The 20,226-nt window shown below is 61.7% G+C and carries 9 protein-coding genes and 1 pseudogene; 4 read left to right on the top strand and 6 right to left on the bottom strand.

Going from position 1 to position 20,226, the window contains the following annotated elements:
• Window positions 1–332: 332 nt before the first annotated feature.
• Complete coding sequence (locus tag P3R82_RS05095) at window positions 333–4,331, bottom strand: PAS domain S-box protein (protein WP_283193258.1); 3,999 nt, start codon at window positions 4,329–4,331, stop codon at window positions 333–335.
• Window positions 4,332–4,454: 123 nt separating this feature from the next.
• Window positions 4,455–6,608 carry a methylmalonyl-CoA mutase gene (gene scpA / locus P3R82_RS05090; RefSeq protein ID WP_283193257.1) on the bottom strand — a complete coding sequence of 718 codons (2,154 nt, stop codon included), beginning with the start codon at window positions 6,606–6,608 and terminating at the stop codon, window positions 4,455–4,457.
• 379 nt (window positions 6,609–6,987) lie between these two features.
• On the opposite strand from scpA, the gene P3R82_RS05085 reads away from it, so the two are divergent.
• From P3R82_RS05085 to repC, 4 genes are all read left to right on the top strand, one after another.
• On the top strand, window positions 6,988–8,040 hold the full coding sequence (locus tag P3R82_RS05085; RefSeq protein ID WP_283193256.1) for an integrase: 1,053 nt from the start codon (window positions 6,988–6,990) through the stop codon (window positions 8,038–8,040).
• 704 nt (window positions 8,041–8,744) lie between these two features.
• Window positions 8,745–9,923, top strand: a complete 1,179-nt coding sequence (gene repA / locus P3R82_RS05080) for a plasmid partitioning protein RepA (protein ID WP_283193255.1) — start codon at window positions 8,745–8,747, stop codon at window positions 9,921–9,923.
• Window positions 9,920–10,924 carry a plasmid partitioning protein RepB gene (repB, locus tag P3R82_RS05075; protein WP_283193254.1) on the top strand — a complete coding sequence of 335 codons (1,005 nt, stop codon included), beginning with the start codon at window positions 9,920–9,922 and terminating at the stop codon, window positions 10,922–10,924. Before repA ends, repB begins: the two co-directional genes overlap by 4 nt.
• Before the next feature lie 155 nt (window positions 10,925–11,079).
• Entirely contained in the window at window positions 11,080–12,426 is a 1,347-nt protein-coding gene (repC, locus tag P3R82_RS05070; RefSeq protein WP_283193514.1) for a plasmid replication protein RepC, read from the top strand.
• Between the two features lie 24 nt (window positions 12,427–12,450).
• Here the strand turns inward: repC and P3R82_RS05065 are convergent, their stop codons facing one another.
• The 4 genes and pseudogenes from P3R82_RS05065 to P3R82_RS05050 form a co-directional block, all read right to left on the bottom strand.
• Window positions 12,451–13,989 (bottom strand): SpoVR family protein, encoded by a 1,539-nt coding sequence (locus P3R82_RS05065; RefSeq protein ID WP_283193253.1) that lies wholly within the window; start codon window positions 13,987–13,989, stop codon window positions 12,451–12,453.
• Between the two features lie 12 nt (window positions 13,990–14,001).
• Complete coding sequence (locus tag P3R82_RS05060; protein ID WP_283193252.1) at window positions 14,002–15,321, bottom strand: YeaH/YhbH family protein; 1,320 nt, start codon at window positions 15,319–15,321, stop codon at window positions 14,002–14,004.
• Between the two features lie 37 nt (window positions 15,322–15,358).
• Window positions 15,359–17,307: pseudogene (locus tag P3R82_RS05055) on the bottom strand (PrkA family serine protein kinase).
• Window positions 17,308–17,589: 282 nt separating this feature from the next.
• A complete protein-coding gene (locus P3R82_RS05050; RefSeq protein WP_283193251.1) occupies window positions 17,590–20,019 on the bottom strand; it encodes a glucose/quinate/shikimate family membrane-bound PQQ-dependent dehydrogenase in 2,430 nt (809 codons plus the stop codon).
• Window positions 20,020–20,226 lie beyond the last annotated feature (207 nt).

Below are 20,226 nucleotides of genomic sequence, written 5' to 3'. Positions count from 1 at the left end.
GAAAAGTCAAAAATCAATTGCGTGATTTCCGCCAGTGCGACAGTTTGCCATCCTCATTCTACGGTGTCGATCGACCGCGGGATAGGTATCCCGAGCGCTCCGAAGCCGCCAGGGCGCTTGATGAAATCGTTATCGAACATCTCGGACAGATCGACCCCAAAGGGCTTTGCCCGTGGGTCGGATGCGAGGCCTCGGCCGCTGGCCGAATTCGCAAGTTCATGCGCACAGAACAACGTTTTCGAAACGTCGGCCAACTCATCGTCGGCTACTGGCGTCGAACATCCTCCTGACCGCGCCAGTGTCGAAGCGACGATGAGGTGCGGCTGCCCATCCTAGCTCGCGCCGCTGACGCTCTCCAACGCCTTCCTCAACTCGTCCAGTCCGTGTGGCTTCGTGAGCAGGACGGTCCTGGACGGATCGTCCATGTCGGGCTTCTTCTCCGAACCTGTCGCGAAAACGATGCCGATCTCCGGCCAACGCTTGCGAACCTCGCGGCAGAAATCGTCTCCGGACATTCCCGGCAGCCCAAGGTCGGTCACCAGAACGTCGGTATTTCCGGCCTCCAGCAGAGGAAGCGCCTCCTCGGCGGACTCGGCTTCGAGGACCTCGTTTCCGAGCTCGGCCAGCATGTCCGCGGTCGCCATCCTGATCAGCGCGTTGTCCTCGACCAGAACGACCCGAAGAACCTGCGACGTGGACTGCGGGATAGGCGCGGGCACGGCTGAAATGGACGTCTCCTTTCGGCGCTCGACGTTCTTCTGCGTTTCGTCGATGACATGCCGGATCTTGCGGGCGAGCGCCTCGCGTGTGTAGGGCTTGGACAGCAGCTGCACGCCGGGATCGAGCCTGCCGCCGTGAACGATGGAGTTTTCGGTGTATCCGGAGGTGAACAGCACGGCGAGACCGGGCAGGCGCTCCTTCGCCTTCTCCGCCATTTCGCTGCTCTTCAGCGGGCCGGGCATGACGACATCGGTGAAGAGCATGTCGATGTGGATGCCGCTTTCGATGACCGAGAGAGCGGCGGAAGCGTCGCCGGCCTTGAGAACACGATAGCCGAGTTCCTGCAGCATTTCGACCACCGTCGTGCGCACGCCCTCATCATCCTCGGCAACGAGAATGGTCTCGGGCCCGCCCTCGACGGGCGCATGCGGGTCGACGACCTGCAGGTCTTCCTGCTGATGCGACCGTGGCAGATACATCTTCACCGTCGTTCCGTGCCCGACCTCGCTGTAGATCTTGACGTGACCACCCGACTGCCGGACGAAACCGTAGACCATCGAGAGACCAAGCCCGGTTCCCTTTCCTTCCGCCTTCGTCGAGAAGAAGGGCTCGAACACCTTGTCGATGAGATCGGGAGAGATGCCGGCTCCGGTATCGGTGACCGAGATCGACACATACTGGCCGGGCACGACATCCTGATGCTGCCTTGCATAAGCGTCGTCGACGTAGGCGTTGCCGGCTTCGATCGTCAGATTGCCGAAACCCTCCATCGCGTCGCGGGCATTGATCGCGAGATTGAGGAGCGCGTTTTCGATCTGCATCGGATCGACAAGCGTGTTCCACAGCCCGCCCGAGACCACCGTTTCCACTTCGACGCCTTCGCCGATCGTCCGCCGGATCATCTCGTCCATCCCGCGGATGAGCCGGCCGGCATTGACCACGCGCGGATCGAGCGCCTGGCGTCGGCCGAAGGCCAGAAGCTGGGCCGCAAGCTTTGCGCCGCGCTCCACGCCGGCCAGCGCGTTGGTGATCTTGCGCTGCGCCTTGTCGTTGCCGACGACATCGCGTGACAACAGCTGGAGATTGCCCGCGACGACCTGCAGGAGATTGTTGAAATCGTGGGCGACGCCGCCGGTGAGATTGCCGATCGCTTCCATCTTCTGGGCCTGCTGCAGGGCAAGCTCCGTGTTTCGCAACGCGATCGCCGCTTCGCGCTCTTCCGTCACGTCGCGGCCGACCGCGTGAATGGACGCGTCATAGGGAACGGCGGTCCAGGAAATGGTACGATAGCTCTTATCCTTAGCCTGGTAACGATTTTCGAAGGAGAAGGTCGTTGCGCCCTCGCTGAGCTTGCCGATTTCGGCAAGCGTCGTCGCCATGTCCTCGGGATGGATGAAATCGAGGAACGACTGGTCGATGAGCTCGCCCTCCTCCCAGCCGAATACGGTCTTCCATGCCGGATTGACTGCCGTGATCCTGGCTTCGAAATCGGCGACCAGCATGATGTCGGTCGATAGCCGCCACATCCGGTCTCGGTCGGCGGTGCGCTCGGCGACGCGCTGCTCGAGCGTTTCGTTCAGCGCCTCGAGTTTGGCGCGTGTTTCCCTCTGGTCTTCGATGTCGGTGTTCGTGCCGATCCAACGGAAGACACGGCCGTCCTCGTCGCGCGACGGCACCGCGCGGGCGATATGCCATCGATAGGAACCATCGGCGCGGCGTAACCGCAGGTCCGTCTCGTAGGCCTCACCGGACGACAAGGCGGACCGCCAGCGGTCGGCCATGGCGGTGAAATCGTCGGGATGGACGATCTTGGTCCAGGCGCCACCGTCGAGTTCGCCGGGTGCGGCACCGGCATATTCATAGACGCGCTCGTTGAACCAGTCGAGCTGTCCGTCGGGACGCGCCGTCCAGACATGGTTGGGGATCGCCTGGGCGAGCGCGCGGAAGCGTGCCTCGCTCTCCCTCAGTTCGCGCTGGGCCTTGCGCCGATCCGTTACGTCCTGGACGACACCCACGAAACGCAGCGGCTTGCCGCTCGCGTCGCGCTCGAATTCCCCCTTGCGGGCGATGACCCGCTTCTGGCCGTTGTCGGCGCGACGGATGCGATATTCGACGTTCAATGGTGCGGCGCCCGCCGCCCGCGTCCGGGTGTTGGAACCGATGTCGCGGTCTTCCTCGACGATCAGCCCTTCCAGCGTCTCGATCCGGACGTCGCCGGCATCTTCGCATCCGTAGATCTTGCAGAATTCCGGCGTGGCGTTGAGAACGTTGGTTTCGAGATCGAGCGAGAAGACGCCGACACCGCCCGCTTCCTGCGCCCGGCGCAGCCGCGCTTCGGCGTCGCTCAGCGCCTGCGCCGTCAGGTGTTCTTCCGTGCGGTCGCGCAGAACCTTGACCAGGCCGACCGGCGTTCCATCCTTGTCGCGGATGGGGCGGATCTCGCCATTGGCCCAGAAACGTTCGCCGGATTTGCGAAGATGCCACCGGTCGTGGTGGGCGTTGCCCTGCCTCAGCGCCGCTGCCATCGCCTCGCTCGCCTTGTCGGCCTCGCGATCCTCAGGCGTGAAAAGCAGTTGCCAATGCTTGCCAGCGACCTCTTCTTCGGTCCAGCCGAAGATGCGGCGAGCGCCTTCGTTCCAGCGCAAGATGATCCCATCCAGATCGAGAGCAAGAATGGCGTAATCGATGGCGCCGTCCATGATCTGACGACTCTGGCGCTCGGATACCCGCAGCCCCTCCTCGGCCGCGACGCGGTCGGTGACATCGGAACCCTGGACGAAGACGCCGACGACCCTGCCGTCGGGTTCCGTCATCGGCTGGTAGACCAGATCGACATATTTTCGTTCGACCGGATCGTCGGGTGTTGCCTGCAGATCGACCGGCAGCGCCCGTCCCTCATAGGCGACGCCCGAGCTATAGACCTGATCGAGAAGTTCGTAATAGCCCTGCCCGCGAAGCTCCGGAAGCGCATCGCGCACCGACATGCCGACGACATCGCGGTCGCCGACCAGCTGGCGATAGGCGGCGTTGGTCAGTTCGAAGACGTGATCGGGGCCATGCATCATGGCAACGAAGCCGGGCGTCTGCTCGAACATGCGCCGCAGCCGCTCCTGCTCGCCATTGCGCCAGCGCTCCGCCGCCACCTTGGCGGTCGTCTCGACCACGATCGCGATTACCCCGCAAGGGCGGCCGTCCTCGTCCATGACTGGTGAATAGTCGAGGTTCATGAAGACCTGTTCGGCTTTGCCCGTCCGGAACAGAGTCAGCTCCTGGTCCTGATAGGCGAGCGTCTTGCCCGCCAGCCCGACCTTCATGACATTGTCGTTGAAATCGGCGACCTCGGGCCAGCCTTCGCGAACCTTCGACCCCAGAAGCTGCGGATGCCGCCCGCCCGCGAAGATCGAATAAGCGTCATTGTAGATCATGACGCCGTCTTCGCCCCAGAGTGTCACGATCGGCACCGGCGACTGCAAAATGGTCGATGCCGTGACCTTCACGGCGTTCGGCCAAAGCGAAGGAGGGCCGAGAGAAGTCTTCTCCCAGTCGAAGCCACGGATAAGCCGGGCGAGCTCGCCGTCATGGGCGAGAAAATCGAATTCATCAGGTGTCATGGACTTCGCCCGGTTGTTCCCGCCAGTTATGTAGCGGAAACATCGACTTGGGGAAGTGGGGCCGAGCGGAACCCAGCGCTTTATATTAGCGGTCGAACGCGGCGACAGGAGAAAACGATCACCTCACTGGTTTCGGCGCTTGCCTTCCAAGAGGTCGAGCACCGAATTGGCGGCATCCATGACATTCGTCCCGGGCCCGAACACAGCCGCGACGCCGTGCTCCGTGAGGAAGGCGTAATCCTGCCGCGGAATGACCCCGCCGACCACGACGATGACGTGCTCGGCACCCTTCGCCTTCAGCGCATCGATCAGCTGCGGCGCCAGCGTCTTGTGGCCGGCGGCCAATGACGACATGCCGACCACGTGCACCTTGCTCGATATCGCGAGGGCGGCTGCCTCCTCGGGCGTCTGGAACAGCGGACCCGCCAGCACATCGAAGCCGATGTCGCCGAAAGCCGAGGCGATGACTTTGGCGCCGCGATCATGTCCATCCTGCCCAAGCTTGGCGACCATGATTTTCGGCGCCCCGCCCAGCGCTTCGGAGATGGCCGTCATCCGCGTGCGCAGCTGCCGCAGTTCCGGCTCATCGCTATAGGCATCGCCATAGACGTGTCTGACGACCTCGGGCTCGGCCGTGTGATCGCCGAAGACGCCGCGCATCGCATCCGAGATTTCGCCAACGCTGGCGCGCGCGCGCGCCGCTTCCACCGCCGCCTCGAGCAGATTGCCCTTCCCGCTCCGCGCCACCTCGCGCAACCCGTCCAGCGTTTCCGCCACCTTGGCCGGGTCGCGGCGGCGCCTGGTGTCCTCGAGCCGCTTGATCTGCGAGGCCCGCACGGCGGTGTTGTCGATATCGAGGATGTCGATCGGCTCCTCGTTTTCCAGCCGGTACTTGTTGACGCCGACGATGATCTCCTCGCCCTTGTCGACCGCCGCCTGCCGGCGCGTGGCCGCCTCCTCGATCAACCGCTTCGGCAGTCCCTCGTTGACGGCCTTCGTCATCCCCCCCAGCGCCTCGACCTCTTCGATCAGCGCCCAGGCCTTTTCGGCAAGCTCGTTCGTCAGGCTCTCGACATAGTAGGAGCCGGCCAGCGGATCGACCACCTTGGTCACGCCCGTCTCGTGTTGCAGGATGAGCTGGGTGTTGCGGGCGATGCGCGACGAGAATTCGGTGGGAAGCGCGATCGCCTCGTCGAACGAATTGGTGTGCAGCGACTGCGTGCCGCCGAGCACGGCCGACATCGCCTCGAAGGCGGTGCGGATGATGTTGTTATAGGGGTCCTGCTCCTGCAGCGAGACGCCGGACGTCTGGCAGTGTGTGCGCAGCATAAGCGACGACGCCTTCTTCGGCGCGAACTCCTCCATGATCCGCGTCCAGAGCAGCCGCGCGGCGCGCAGCTTGGCGGCTTCCATGAAGAAGTTCATGCCGATCGCGAAGAAGAAGGACAGGCGGCCGGCGAACTCGTCGACATCGAGCCCCTTGTCGATCGCCGCCCGCACATATTCGCGTCCGTCGGCCAACGTGAAGGCGAGCTCCTGCACCAGCGTCGCACCGGCCTCCTGCATGTGATAGCCGGAAATCGAGATCGAATTGAAGCGCGGCATCTCCCTGGACGTGAACTCGATGATGTCGGCCACGATCCGCATCGAGGGTTCGGGCGGATAGATGTAGGTGTTGCGGACCATGAACTCCTTGAGGATGTCGTTCTGGATGGTTCCCGAAAGCGCGGCGCGCGATACGCCCTGCTCTTCGCCGGCGACGATGAAATTCGCAAGGATCGGAATGACCGCGCCATTCATCGTCATCGACACCGAGACCTTGTCCAGCGGAATGCCGTCGAACAGGATCTTCATGTCCTCGACGCTGTCGATCGCCACGCCCGCCTTGCCGACATCGCCTTCGACGCGCGGGTGGTCACTGTCGTAGCCGCGATGGGTGGCGAGATCGAAGGCGACGGAGACGCCCTGCTGACCTGATGCCAGTGCCTTGCGATAAAACGCGTTCGATGCCTCGGCGGTCGAGAAGCCGGCATATTGCCGGATCGTCCAGGGCCGACCCGCATACATGGTGGCGCGGGGACCACGCGTGAACGGCGCGAACCCGGGCAGTGAGCCCGGTTGCGAAACAGCGTCCAGATCGCTTTCGGTGTAGAGCGGCTTGACGTCTATCCCCTCGGGCGTTTTCCACACGAGCGTGTCGGGCGAAGCTCGAAGCTCCTTTTCGGCCAGCGCCCGCCAGTCCCCCATCGTCTTCTCCCCAGGCGTCCTCTTCGTCATCTCAAAGCTCCGCATTCTTCTTTTAGCATAGGCTAGCATTTTATCCGTGCCGGATGCGAGGGCGGCGCGCGAGAATAAGATGGCGGCTCGCATTGATGGGGATTTCAGGGCCAGACGATTGTCAAATCACCCTGATATCGCTATGTTGGCTTCCATGATGAGGGCGCGAAAGGCGCGGTTTTTAGAGAAAATTCATCATACTCAAAGCGTTGTTTTCAAGATGGAAACACCACGTTATTGAAGCTAAATCAGCCTTTTCTTTCCTGACTCATATCGCCGGTTTCCAGCCCCCCGTTCGGGGTCGTTATCGATAGTGATGGATGTCGAGTCGCAAAGTCGATATGGTGGCGATATCTCCCCGCCGAACGATCGACACGAAATGCCGAAATCTCCCCCGATAGCCTCGAATACGCTCGACGAAGCGGTCCTGCGCCGCGCGGAGACGCTAGACGCACTGGACAGTATCTTTCCGTTCGAACGCCGCGACCGGCTGGCGCAACTGCTGACGGACGAGGACGCGGAAACGCTGAGGCGGTTGATCGAGGGCGGCGCGCCGGAGAATAGCATCCGGGCACTCGCCGCCGACCTCGGCTATCTCCAGGCCTGGAGCCTCGCCAACACCGGCGGCCCCCTGCCCTGGCCGGCGCCGGAGGCTCTGGTTCAACTCTTCATGTCCCAGCACCTGACGAGCGCGACCTCGGCATCAACCGAGGGAGACGGCGGCATGCCCCAACCGGTCGAACAGGAGCTGCGCCGCCAAGCGATTCTGAAAGGCGCCCTCCCCCACGCGCCATCGACAGTGCGCCGACGGATCGCCAGCTGGGCGACGTTGACGCGCGCACGCGATCTCAGCGGACCGTTTGCCGGCGCGTCGATCAAGCAGGCATTCAAGCGGGCCGAACATGCCAGCCGGCGCTCGCCGACGAGAATGAGCGCGACCGACGTCACCGACGACATCCTCGCCCGGCTTCTGTCGACCTGCAGGCGAGACGGCTTGGTCGGCTGCCGCGATCGGGCGATCCTGCTTCTATTGGCGGCATCAGGCGGACGGCGACGCGCGGAGGTCGCCAGTCTGCGTTTCGACGATGTGGCGATTGACGGTCGAAAGGACCGTCCCGGGAAGCGCAGGCGCGCGGTTCATCTGACGGTGGAGATCAGTCGGCCGGGAAGCAGCGAACAGCTGAGCCTCACCGGCGATACCGCCACGGCGCTTCTGAGGTGGATCGCGGAAGCCGGGATCAGCGGCGGTCCGGTTTTCCGCAAGATCGATCAGTGGGGCAATGTCTCGCGGCGAACGCTGACGCCGCAGTCGGTCAACTTGATCGTGAAGGCGAGGGCGAAGAAGGCGGGCCTCGATCCGACGCTCGTCTCCGCGCAGGGGCTGCGATCGGGCTCGTCGGCGCGGACGCGCGACAAGGCTGCGGCTGATTGAGAGCAGGCGCCGGCGGACGGACGGCGAGCGTGGTGGCCGCAGAGAGATCGCGGCCGTGACCGCGGTCGAGCGGCGCACGCCTTGGCCTTGCGTCGACACCTCTCGACCGCCTCTTGAAATTCGCGGACCGCCGCATCATCTATCGTCCACTGCCCGTATCGATAGCCTGCAACGCCTGCTTTGAAGCGGCATGCTTTCGCTGTCCGGGAATGAAAGGGCGCTCCTCGATCGAGTTGAGCGCCCTTTCTGTTTTTCGGCGCACCTCCCCGAACCGCCGGCCGATCTCCGCCGGCGCGGCACGCCCGATCCCGCAAATCCAAATCAGCTGTTCGCAGTCGACGACCGGGCAAGACGCGCATGCCGACCCGTGCTATCATCCCAAGTGCAGGGCGTTGTCCCAAGCCTTTGGCACCTCGTTTTCAAATCGCCGGCCAGGCATGGAGCGCCGTCTCCAGCATCGCCTTGTCGAGAGGCCAAGATAGGAATGTTCCCCGCGGGGAACAGCTACACGCCGGTGGGCCAAGGGTGGCCAAATCCGTGTTCCCGCGGGGAACTGGCCAATTTGCAGCCAAATGCGAATCGCGCTACTTCTTCAACTACGCAAAAAGGGCGAATTATCGTTTTTTCGCGAAACAACAGGCGGGTTAACTCACCATTAACCATCTCGGCGCTTAGGTTATTGAAACCGAATTGAGGGTAGAATCGTGAACCGGCACTTGAGCAGCCTCGACTTCATGCAGAGCTTTTCCAGCAAACTGGAACTGGCCCTGCAAAACCTATCGATGGCACAATATCCACCGGACGCCCGCCGAGAGATGCGGAAGTTCACGTCGTCTGAAGTCGCATCGCTTCTCGATGTCTCCGAAGCCTATATCCGCCAGATCGTCGTGAAGGAAAAAGGCCCCGCGCCGGAGACGACGTCCAATGGCCGCCGCATGTACTCGCTGGAACAGATCCTCGAACTGCGCATGACGCTGGCCGAGAAGGGCCGCAAGAAGTGGATGAACCCGCGCCGTGTTGAAGGCGAAGCCTGCCAGGTTCTCGCCGTCACCAATTTCAAGGGCGGCTCGAGCAAGACCTCGACCACGATCCATCTCGGCCATTATCTTGCTCTCAAGGGCTACCGCGTCCTCGCCGTCGATCTCGACCCCCAGGCATCGCTGACCAGCCTTCACGGCAACCTGCCTGATTTCAATCCGCGCGAAGACGAAACGCTCTATGCCGCGATCCGCTTCGAGGATCCGAAGCCGACGCGCTCGCTTGTTCACCAGACCCACATCGCCGGCTTCGACGTCATCTGCGCCGGTCTCGATCTCACCGAGTTCGAAACCGCGGTCGCTCTCGAAATGCGCAAGAGCGGGGGCACCAGCTTCCTGCTGCGAGTTTCGCAGGCGCTCGAGCAGGTCGCCGACGACTATGACGTGATCCTGATGGATTCGGCACCGTCGCTGAACTTTCTGACGCTGTCGTCGCTCACCGCCGCGACCGCCGTCATCATTCCGGTGCCGGCGCATATGCTGGATGTCGATTCCACCGGCAAGTTTCTGGAGCTCGCATCCTCCTACATGCAGATCCTGAGCGACATGGGCGCTTCGGCGCAGTGGGATTTCGCGAAGTTCCTCGTCACCAAGTTCGAAGCCAACGATCACCCGCAGGCCAACATGACCGCGCTGATGCGTCAGGTCTTCGGCGATGATCTGTTGTTGAACATGGTGACCAAATCCACGGCCGTTGCCGATGCGCTGACCTGGAAGCAAAGCCTGTACGAAGTGCAGCGCTCCAGGTTCTCCGCGCCGAAGACCTACGACCGTGCCATGGAATCGATCAACGCCTCGAATGCCGAGATCGAAAAACTACTCTGGAATGCATGGGGGCGTGAATGAGCCGCAAAGACTCTCGGGGTATGTTCGCCAATGTGCTCGGTCAGCTCGACCAGCCATCGGCGACACCGCCGCAGGCCAAGACGACATCGCCGCATCTCTTGAAGGTGGCCGCCGGCGTTCGGCAGATTCAGGAGAAGGGCGAGGTTCTCGATCGTCTGCTGAAGGACGGCGATCATATAATCGACGTCGATGCCGATGACGTAGCGCCCTCGACCATTCCCGATCGCTTCGACGGTGCCTATGATGACAGCGCCATAGAAGATATCGCCGCATCGATCAGCGAGCGCGGCCAGATCGTGCCGGGCCTGATCCGTCCCTTCAAGAATGGCCCCAAGCCTTACCAGATCGTCTTCGGTCGCCGCCGTTTGGCAGCCGCCAAGAAGCTCGGCCTGAAGTTCCGCGCCATCGTTCGTGAGCTCACGGATGAAGAAGCGATCGTCTTCCAGGGCGAAGAGAACGCCAACCGCAACGATCTGTCCTTCATCGAGAAGTGCGCCTTCGCTTTGTCGCAGGAGCAGGCCGGATACAAGCGCGACATCATTTCGGCGTCGCTGGCAACCGGCAAGTCGCATATCTCCGAGATGCTGCGCATCGCATCCGCCGTTCCGCGTGCCACAATGCTTGTCATCGGGTCTGCGCCGGATATCGGTCGTCGTCGCTGGATCGAGTTCGTCGATACCTTCCTGGCGCGTCCCGATGCCGCCGAATGCGTGGAAGAGGCTCTCTCGGAGGTCAAGCGCAGTTCGGAGACCGATCGCTTCGCTCTGGCACTTGCGGCCCTGAAGACCGCTGCCGCCAAGCCCGCCGCTATCGAGACGCCGCAGACTGCCGAGATCCGTGCCAACGGCTTTCTCCTGGCAACCGTCAGCTACCCGAAATCAGGTCCGCGCATCAGCTTCACCAAGGCGGTGCCGACCAGTTTCGTCGATTTTCTGAATGATCGCATGGAGACGCTTCACGGCGAATTCCTGCAGTCCGTAGACAACAAGAACAAAGGATAACGCCGCAAAAGAAAAAAGCCCCCGGACGTTGCCGTCGCGGAAGCTCTTCTCATTGGTTTAGCAGCTAGAGAATCGCATTTCCTCGAATCACTGTCAAGCATCTTTGGCACCGTTTTGGTGGACGAAATTCTTTTGCCTTGAAAAAGGTGAAGGTGATGGAAGGCCAATTTGTAACGACGCCCTTTGGGCGGCGAGCGATGTCGCTTGGCATGCTCGCAAATCAGGTCAGAGCCCAGCAGATCAAGCCGGGATATTCGATCGATAAATGGAAGCTCTACCGTTCCCTGTGCGAGGCCAAGCCCTTGCTCGGTGTCACGGACCGTGCGCTCGCTGTCTTGAACGCGCTTCTGAGCTTCTATCCGCAGAACGAGCTTTCCGAAGAAAGCGGGCTGGTGGTGTTTCCTTCCAACGCCCAGCTGTCTCTGCGCTGTCACGGCATGGCCGAACAGACGATCCGGCGTCATCTGGCAGCGCTTATCGATGCAGGTCTTTTGACCCGCAAGGACAGCCCGAACGGAAAGCGCTATGCGCGCAAGGACCGCTCCGGCTCCATTCGCGACGCGTTCGGCTTTTCGCTTGCACCTCTGCTTGCGCGCGCCGAGGAGATCGAGCACCTGGCGGCAAAGGTGGTTGCTGAGAAATTGTACGTCCAGCATCTGCGCGAGCAGATCAGCCTGTTTCGCCGGGATATAGCCAAGCTGATCGAAGCCGCGATCGCCGACCAGGTTCCGGGCGAATGGGCCGAGACTTTCAACGAGTTTCGCGACATTGTCGAAAGCGTTCCGCGCACTCCAACTACCACCGAGCTGGAAGTTGTTTGCGATCTGATCGAACGTTTGCGCCTGAAAGTGCTTAACCATCTGGATCTACAACTAAAATTGCGAAATTTGAGCGCCAATCCCTATCAAAATGAGCGCCACATACAGAATTCCAATTCCGAATCTATTCTTGATTCTGAAGCGCCTGCCCAAATCGCGAACGAGCAACACGCGAGTGGACATAACGTCGAGCAAGATCGAGAGGATGCGGACAATGCGTCTCCTCGCAGATCTGTCTCGGTATCCATTCCGTCTTTGCCTGGACCTAACATGGTCGGCTCCGATGACAGAGCTGCGACGGTCGAATCAAAGGCTGGGGATAACCGGGGGTCGGAACTGAAATCCTTCCCGCTTGGTCTCGTGCTACAGGCTTGCCCCGATATCGCGGCCTATGGGCCCGGTGGCGGCATCAGAAGCTGGCGAGACCTCATCAGCGCCGCGTCCGTCGTCAAATCGATGCTGGGGGTGACACCCTCGGCCTATCACGACGCCTGCACGATCATGGGCTACGACAACGCCGCGACCGTCATCGCCTGCATCCTCCAGCGCGCTACCAAGATCAACTCCGCGGGCGGTTATCTGAGGGATCTGACACGGCGCACGGAGAAGGGTGAGTTCGCGATCGGGCCAATGCTCATGTCGCTCGTCAGGAGCAATGGAGGGCCTGTCACGCTGCAAAGCTGAGAGCAATGTCGTCCTCGGTGGCACTTACCCCGTCGAATGATCGTAGAGAACGTTGCCGGTCGCGCCATCGACGCCGGAGAGGCTGACCTCGTATCCCCAGAGATGACGGATATGGGTGAGGGTCTCGTTGCGGCTGGTCTCTTCGAGAAGAAGACCATCATTGACCGTGTGCTTCAGCCGAAGCCTGCGGTCGCCGAGGAGATCGACGTCGACGACCTGGATATCGGGCTGCCTGGCGCTGACATCGTAGCTGCGTGCGAGTGCCGAGCGGATTTCCGCGTAGCCGCGCTCGTTGTGGATCGAGGAGACCTCGCAGAACTTGTCGGCCGCCATGTCGGACAGTCTGAAGAGCCGGAATTTGCGGATCACGGCCGGGCTCAGATATTGCAGGATGAAGGATTCATCGCGATGGTTCGCCCATGCGTCGCGCAGCGTGCCCATCGGATCTCTGTTGCCGGCCATGGATGGAAACCAGTCCCGGTCCTCGTCCGTCGGATTGGTGCAGATGCGCTCGATATCCTGCATCATCGCGAAGCCGAGCGCATAAGGGTTGATGCCCGAGAAACGGGGGTCGTCGAAACCAGGCTGGAAGACGACGTTGGAGTGGCTGCTCAAGAGCTCCAGCATGTTGCCTTCGCTGATCTTGCCCTGATCGAACAGCCGATTGATGATCGTGTAGTGAACGTAGGTGGCGCACCCCTCGTTCATCACCTTGGTCTGACGCTGCGGGTAGAAGTATTGGGCGATGATGCGCACGATCCTGAGGATTTCGCGCTGCCATGGCTCAAGGATCAGACTGTGCTTTTCGATGAAGTAGAGAAGGTTCTCCTCCGGCAGGTTGAGCGCCTTCTTGCGTTCGGAGGCATTGCGCTCCGCCTCGTGGGGATCACGGCTGTCGGCGGAGGAGGGCAGGGTGCGCCAGAGGTCGCTATAGGTCTGCTCCTCGTATTCCAATCGTTCACGCGCTCTTTCACGCACCTTTTCGGAGGAGAGGCGGGGAGGGCGGCGGTAGCGGAAGACACCATTGTCCATCAGCGCATGGGCTGAATCGAGGATTGCTTCTACCGCCTCCGTGCCGTGCCGCTCCTCGCACTTGGCGATGTATTTCTTGGCGAAGTCCATATAGCCGAGGATGGCGCCGGCATCCGTCCACTGGCGGAACAGGTAGTTGTTCTTGAAGAAATGGTTGTGCCCGAAGGAGGCGTGCGCGATGACCAGCGTCTGCATGGCCATCGTGTTTTCCTCCATCAGATAGGCGATGCAGGGGTTGGAGTTGATGACGATCTCGTATGCCAGTCCCCGGTGGCCCTTGCGATAGAGACTGTCCTCGTAGATGAACCGCTTGCCGAAGGACCAGTGCTGGTACATCAATGGCATGCCGACCGAGGAATAGGCATCGAGCATCTGTTCCGACGAGATGATCTCCAACTGGTTCGGATAGATATCGAGGCCCATCTCGCCGATCGCGATATCCTGGATGGCGTCGTGGACGATCGACAGGGTCGCGAAATTCCAGTCGGAGCCTTCAAACAAGAGCTGGGAACTCTCCGCTCGTTTCGCCATATCCTTATTCCCTCAGTTACGCGTACGCGCGCCGGCTTGCCGGGTGAAGAGCTTGCGAAAGACTGGATAGATGTTGCCCGGTCTTGCGATGCGGGCCATGTGAAAGTTGGGGACCTCGCCCTCGACGGTTCGGTAGGCGCGCCACAGCGAGGTGCCGTTGTCGGTGGCGCCGAATATTTCCGTCTCGCGCTCGTCGATGATCTCGACATAGGCGTAATACTGGCAAAGCCGCATCAGGTCGCCGCGCAGGAGCGCCGCGCATCGCTCGGAATCGCCGCTGCTGTTGTCACCGTCCGAGGCTTGCGCCGCGTAGATGTTCCACATGTCGGACGGATAGCGCGCCTCGATGATCCGCTGCATCTCCTCAAGCGCTGTCGAGACCACCGTGCCGCCGCTTTGCTTGCTGTAGAAGAATGTCTCCTCGTCGACCTCATGCGCCTCGTCCGTGTGCCGGATGAAAATGATGTCGATCCGGCCGTAGCGGCGCTTGAGGAAGAGGTGCAGAAGCACGAAGAAGCGCTTGGCGAGATCCTTCTCGCGCTCGCCCATCGATGCCGATACGTCCATCAGGCAGAACATTACGGCGTTGGCGTTCGGCACCGGCTGCCGCTCGAAGCGGTTGAAGCGGACGTCGACGGGATCGACATAGGAAATCCGTCGGCGCCGCCGCTCCAGCGTTGTAAGCTCGTCGCGCAGGGCCGTCAGTTTGCGGCGGGTTTCCGCCGATAATGGGGTCTCGGCCTCGAGTGCCGCGATCTCGTCGGTGATGAGCTTCACCTGCCGCTCGCTCGGCCGCTGCAAGGCCATGCGCCGGCCGAAGCTGTTGCGCATGGTGCGGCCGATATTGATGTTGGTGGGGGAGCCCGAAGTGGTGAAGCCGACGCGCTGCGGCTTGAATGTCACCGTTTCCTTCAGGCTCAGCTTGACCAGATCGGGCAGTTCAAGGTCCTCGAAAAAGAGATCGAGCACCTCCTCGCGCGACAGGATGAACTGAAAATCGTCATCGCTTCCGCCGCCGCCCGCACCATGCCCGCCACCGCCGCCCGCGCCGCCATCCGGCTTCGAGATCCGGTCGCCCGCTGAAAACTCCTTGTTTCCCGGCAGAACATGTTCCCGATTGCCCGATGTGGGCGAGGAACGGAAGGTCGGCTCACCGGCACCACGCGCCGGCATGGGGACGCCATGGGCGGCATCGACATCCGTTATCTTGTCGGATTTTATCTGATCCTTGATCGCCCGCTTCAGCTCGTCGCGGGCGCGCTTCAGGAATCGTTGCCGGTTGCCGAGGCTCTTGTCCTTCGGGTTAAGCCGGCGATCGATGAAATTCGGCATGCGCCAATCCCTCGCTTTGGCTCCGGTTTTGGCATCGTCAACCGGCCTTGTTCACCCGCATGTACCAATCGACCAGTCGGCGGACCTGGCGTGCCGTATAGCCACGCTCGATCATCCGCTGAACGAATTCGTCATGCTGTTTCTCGGTCGAGCTGTCCTTCTTGGAGCCGAAGCTGATGACGGGCAGCAGATCCTCAACCTGACCGAACATCCGCTTTTCGATCACCTCGCGCAGTTTCTCGTAGCTCGTCCATGCCGGATTGCGGCCGCCATTGCGCGCCCTTGCCCGCAACGTGAACTTCACCACCTCGTTGCGGAAATCCTTGGGGTTGGCGATGCCGGCGGGCTTTTCGATCTGCGACAGCTCGCTGTCGAGGATTTCCCGGTTCAGGATCTGCCCGGTATCGGCATCCTTGAAATCCTGGTCCTCCAACCAGGCATCCGCGTAGGATATGTAGCGGTCGAAGAGGTTCTGGCCATATTCGCTGTAGGATTCGAGATAGGCCTTCTGGATCTCGTGGCCGATGAACTCGGCATAGCGGGTGGCAATCTCCGACTTGATGAAGTCGAGGTAACTGGCCTCCATTTCCTTCGGAAACTGCTCGCGCTTGATCGCCTGCTCGAGGATGTACATCAGATGCACCGGATCGGCGGCGACCTCCTTGGTGTCGTAGTTGAAGGTCTCCGACAGCACCTTGAAGGCAAAGCGGGTGCTGATGCCGTGCATGCCTTCGTCGACGCCGGCAACGTCGCGGTATTCCTGCACGGACTTGGCCTTGGGATCGGTGTCCTTCAGGTTCTCGCCGTCATAGACGCGCATCTTGGTATAGAGCGGCGAATTCTCATGGCGGATGAGGCGGGTCGCCACCGTGAAGCGGCTCAGATTCTCCAGCACTTCAGGCGCGCAGGCGCTCTTTGCGAGTTCGCTTTCGCGCAGCAGCTTCTCGTAGATCTGCCGTTCCTCCGTCACGCGCAGGCAATAGGGCACCTTGACGACAAGGATGCGGTCGAGGAACGCCTCGTTGTTGCGGTTGTTCTTGAACTGCTGCCACTCGGATTCGTTGGAGTGGGCGACGACGATGCCCTGATAGGGGAAGGCGCCGAAGCTTTCGGTGCCGTTGTAGCTTCCCTCCTGCGTCGCCGTCAGCAGCGGGTGGAGCACCTTGATCGGCGCCTTGAACATTTCGACGAATTCGAGCAACCCCTGCGTCGTGCGGTTGAGGCCGCCGCTGTAGGAATAGGCGTCGGGGTCGGCCTGGCTGTAGTTTTCGAGCTGGCGGATATCGACCTTGCCGACCAGCGCCGAGACGTCCTGGTTGTTCTCGTCACCTGGTTCGGTCTTGGCGATAGCGATCTGGCGCAGCCTGGATGGCATCAGCTTGACGACGCTGAAGCGCGAGATGTCGCCGCCGATCTCGTCGAGCCGCTTGGTGGCCCAGGGGGAAATAAGCCCGGTGAGGCGGCGCCTGGCAATGCCGTATTTGTCTTCCAGAAGATCGGACATCCGCTCCGGCTGGAAGAGGCCCAGCGGTGATCGAAAACCGGGCTCACCTGTCCGTCGATCGCCAGCGTGTAAATCGGAAAACGCTCCATCAGCTTCTTCAGGCGTTCGGCGAGAGACGACTTGCCGCCGCCGACGGGCCCGAGGAGATAGAGTATCTGCTTGCGCTCTTCGAGACCTTGCGCGGCATATCTGAAATAGCCGACGATCCTTTCGATCGTGTCTTCCATTCCATAGAAATCGGCGAAGGCGGGATAAATCTTGACGGTGCGGTTGGAGAAGATGCGGCCTAATCGCTCATCGGCGCTGGTGTCGATCAGTTTAGGTTCGCCAATGGCTTCCACCATGCGTTCCTGCGCGGTGGCGTATAGTCGTTTGTCATCGCGGCAGGCCAGGAGATATTCCTGGAGACTTAGCTCTTCTTGCGCGGCGTTCGTATAGATCTCCGAAAACAGATCGAATACGTCGCTTTCGCTCTTCTGCATCTTTGCTCTCCCGCGGCCGGTTGAATGAGGACGGGATCGCTACGTGTCGGCTCGCGAGATAGAACGCGTCAGACTATTTTATTACAATGCGCTTACGAAGTTCGGGACAGTCTGTAGCCGATAGCCGCGATACTCGTCAGACTCACATTATGCAGCCGCCGCGTCATATCGCCAAGGGCGCAGATAGGATTTCACTCTTTTTTGCACGGTATGTGACAAATCTCGCCTATGCACAAAAAAAGGGCCGCCGAGCGACCCTTTTTCGTTGCTTTGCGCTGACGTTCAGTTCGGCAGAGCGTAGGCGATGACGTAGTCGCCACGAAGATCCGACTGGCGTGCGCCGCCGGCCGAGATGATGACATACTGCTTGCCTGTCTTCGGCGACTTGTAGGTCATCGGGCCGCCCTGGCTGCCCACGGGCAGACGGGCTTTCCAGACTTCCTTGCCGGTCGCCGTGCTGAAGGCGCGCAGATAGAAGTCCTGCGTGCCGGCGATGAAGATCAGGCCTCCCTGGGTCGCGAGCGTGCCGCCGAGCGTCGGCATGCCGATCGGGATCGGCAGGCCCATCTTGATGCCGAGCGGGCCGGTGTCTTCGACGGTGCCGACAGGAACCTGCCAGGCGATCTTCTGTGTCTTCATGTCGATCGCCGTCAGGCTGCCGAACGGCGGTGCCTGGCATGGGATGCCGAGCGCCGACAGGAAGCGGTTCTTGTTGACCGCATAGGGAGTGCCCTTCATCGGAACGACACCCATGCCGGCATTGACGGATTCGCCGCCGCTGTTGACGGCGTTGGTCGGGGCGGCTTCCTGCATCTGTATCCAGAGGCCGAGGCGCATGTCGTTGACGAAGATGTAGTTCGAGTTCGGATCGGTCGAAAGGCCGCCCCAGTTCATGCCGCCAAGCGAGCCCGGGAAGTTGAGCGCGAGGTCGGTGCCCGGAACCGTGAAGACGCCATCGTAGCGCATTCCCTTGAAGGCGATGCGGCACAAGAGCTGGTCGAACGGCGTCGCGCCCCACATGTCGCTTTCGGTCAACGTCTTGGCGCCGATCTGCGGCATGCCGACGGAGAGCCTCTGGGTCGGTGCGTAGGGTTCGTTCGGGATGTTGCCGGGCTTGACCGGGACATCGTCGACCTTGGTCAGCGGCTCGCCTGTCGCGCGATCCAGCACATACAGCTGGCCTGCCTTGGTGCCGAAGACGAGCGCCGGAACGGTCGTGCCGTCCGCCTTCGGGAAGTCGATGAACGATGGCTGCATCGGTACGTCGAAGTCCCACAGATCGTTGTGAACGGTCTGATAGACCCACTTTTCGCGGCCGGTGGTGGCGTCCAGCGCCAGCATCGATGCGCCGTACTTGTGGTCTAGATCCGTGCGCGTCGCGCCGTAGAGATCGACCGACGAGCTGCCGACCGGCATGAAGACGGTGTTTGAAACAGGATCGTAGGACATCGATGCCCAGACGTTCGGAGTCGAACGCGTGTAGCTTTCGCCCGCAGGCGGCAGCAGCGTGATATTGGGGTTGCCTGGGTCGAACGCCCAACGCAGCTGGCCGGTCACGACATCGAAGCCGCGCATGACGCCGCCGGGCATGTCGGTGCTGACGTTATCGGCAACGCGGCCGCCGACGACGACGGTGGTGCCGGCAAGCGTCGGCGCCGAGGTCAGGACGTAGCTCGGATCGGGGGCCTCGCCCATGCCGATCTTGAGATCGACGCGGCCGTTCGTGCCGAAGTCAGGGCAAAACGCACCGGTGTCGGCATCGAGCGCGATCAGCTCGGCGGTGATCGTGTTCATCAGAATACGGCGTTCGCAAAGCGTGCCCGGTGCGACGGCGACGGCGGTGACCGGCGTGGAGCTCGGCGCCGACGGCTGCTCGATGGCGCGCGTCGCGTCGAAGTAAGCGAGGCCGCGGCACCGCATCCAGACCGACGACTTGGCGTTGATCTCGGTCTTCCAGATTTCCTTGCCGCTATCCGCGTCGATTGCGATGACGTTGTTGTGCGGCGTGCACACGAACACGCGATCGCCGACCTGCAGCGGGGTTTCCTGATCTTCCGCGCCATTGGCGCCGGGGCTGATCGGGGTGTCGCCGGTGCGGTATTCCCACGTCACCTTCAGATCGCCGATATTGTCGACGTTGATCTGGTCGAGCGCCGCGAAGCGGCTACCGCCCGAAGTGTTGCCGTAGTGTTCCCAGTTCTTCTGCTCGCGGGCGGGATCGACCGGCGTGCGGGCCGGGCCGGCGCCGCTTGCGACCACTGGCGGGTGTGGAATGAACATGCCGTAGAAGGCAGCGCCGGTGCCGATCGCCAGCACGACGGCAAGCCCGAAGGAGACACCGTAGGCGGGCGTGCGGCCAGCCGAACGACGCAGGAGCGGGAAGGAGAGGGCCACGACGATGGAGCCGACGGCAATCGCCAGCAGGCGCGAGATCAGCGGCCAGAACTCGAAGCCGGCGTCCCAGATGGCCCAGACAACCGAGAGCACGAAGACGAGCCCGAAGAGCAGGGCGCCCAGCGGCTTGCGCCGCGCGATGAGCAGGCCCGCGATGACGAGCCCGATGCCGGCGAGCAGGAAGTACCAGCTGCCGCCCAGCGAGACGAGCTTGCCGCCGCCGATTGCGAAAAACAGCCCGGCGAGCGTGATGATCGCTCCGAGCAATATCAGCCACAGACGGCCCAGGAGGGCCGGCGGGTTCGATGATTCATCCATTGAATAGCCTCACTGCATATCCGGCAAACGAAAATGGAGAGCCTGCAAATACGGGATGCTCGCCGTGTCCGTTCGCCGCTTGGTTTGCTGTCCTAACGACAGCTGGCGAAAGCTCGCGTTTCCGGGAACACCGACAAGGACAAGCAAGAAACTGGGGAAAATAGCGCCATATGCGCCAGTTCAGGGGATCTGATAAAGTCCATCAGG

The organism is Rhizobium sp. AN80A, assembly GCF_030053015.1.
Classification (GTDB): Bacteria; Pseudomonadota; Alphaproteobacteria; order Rhizobiales; family Rhizobiaceae; genus Rhizobium; species Rhizobium metallidurans.
Note: the sequence above shows the minus strand (reverse complement) of the source record. Positions and strands in the feature narration are given on the sequence as shown.

Bases quoted from the DNA above. Each gene is read 5' to 3' on its own strand.
- P3R82_RS05095 (WP_283193258.1), bottom strand. From the start codon at position 4,331: ATGACACCTGATGAATTCGATTTTCTCGCCCATGACGGCGAGCTCGCC.
- scpA (WP_283193257.1), bottom strand. From the start codon at position 6,608: ATGACGAAGAGGACGCCTGGGGAGAAGACGATGGGGGACTGGCGGGCG.
- repB (WP_283193254.1), top strand. From the start codon at position 9,920: ATGAGCCGCAAAGACTCTCGGGGTATGTTCGCCAATGTGCTCGGTCAG.
- repC (WP_283193514.1), top strand. From the start codon at position 11,080: ATGGAAGGCCAATTTGTAACGACGCCCTTTGGGCGGCGAGCGATGTCG.
- P3R82_RS05065 (WP_283193253.1), bottom strand. From the start codon at position 13,989: ATGGCGAAACGAGCGGAGAGTTCCCAGCTCTTGTTTGAAGGCTCCGAC.
- P3R82_RS05085 (WP_283193256.1), top strand. From the start codon at position 6,988: ATGCCGAAATCTCCCCCGATAGCCTCGAATACGCTCGACGAAGCGGTC.
- P3R82_RS05060 (WP_283193252.1), bottom strand. From the start codon at position 15,321: ATGCCGAATTTCATCGATCGCCGGCTTAACCCGAAGGACAAGAGCCTC.
- P3R82_RS05050 (WP_283193251.1), bottom strand. From the start codon at position 20,019: ATGGATGAATCATCGAACCCGCCGGCCCTCCTGGGCCGTCTGTGGCTG.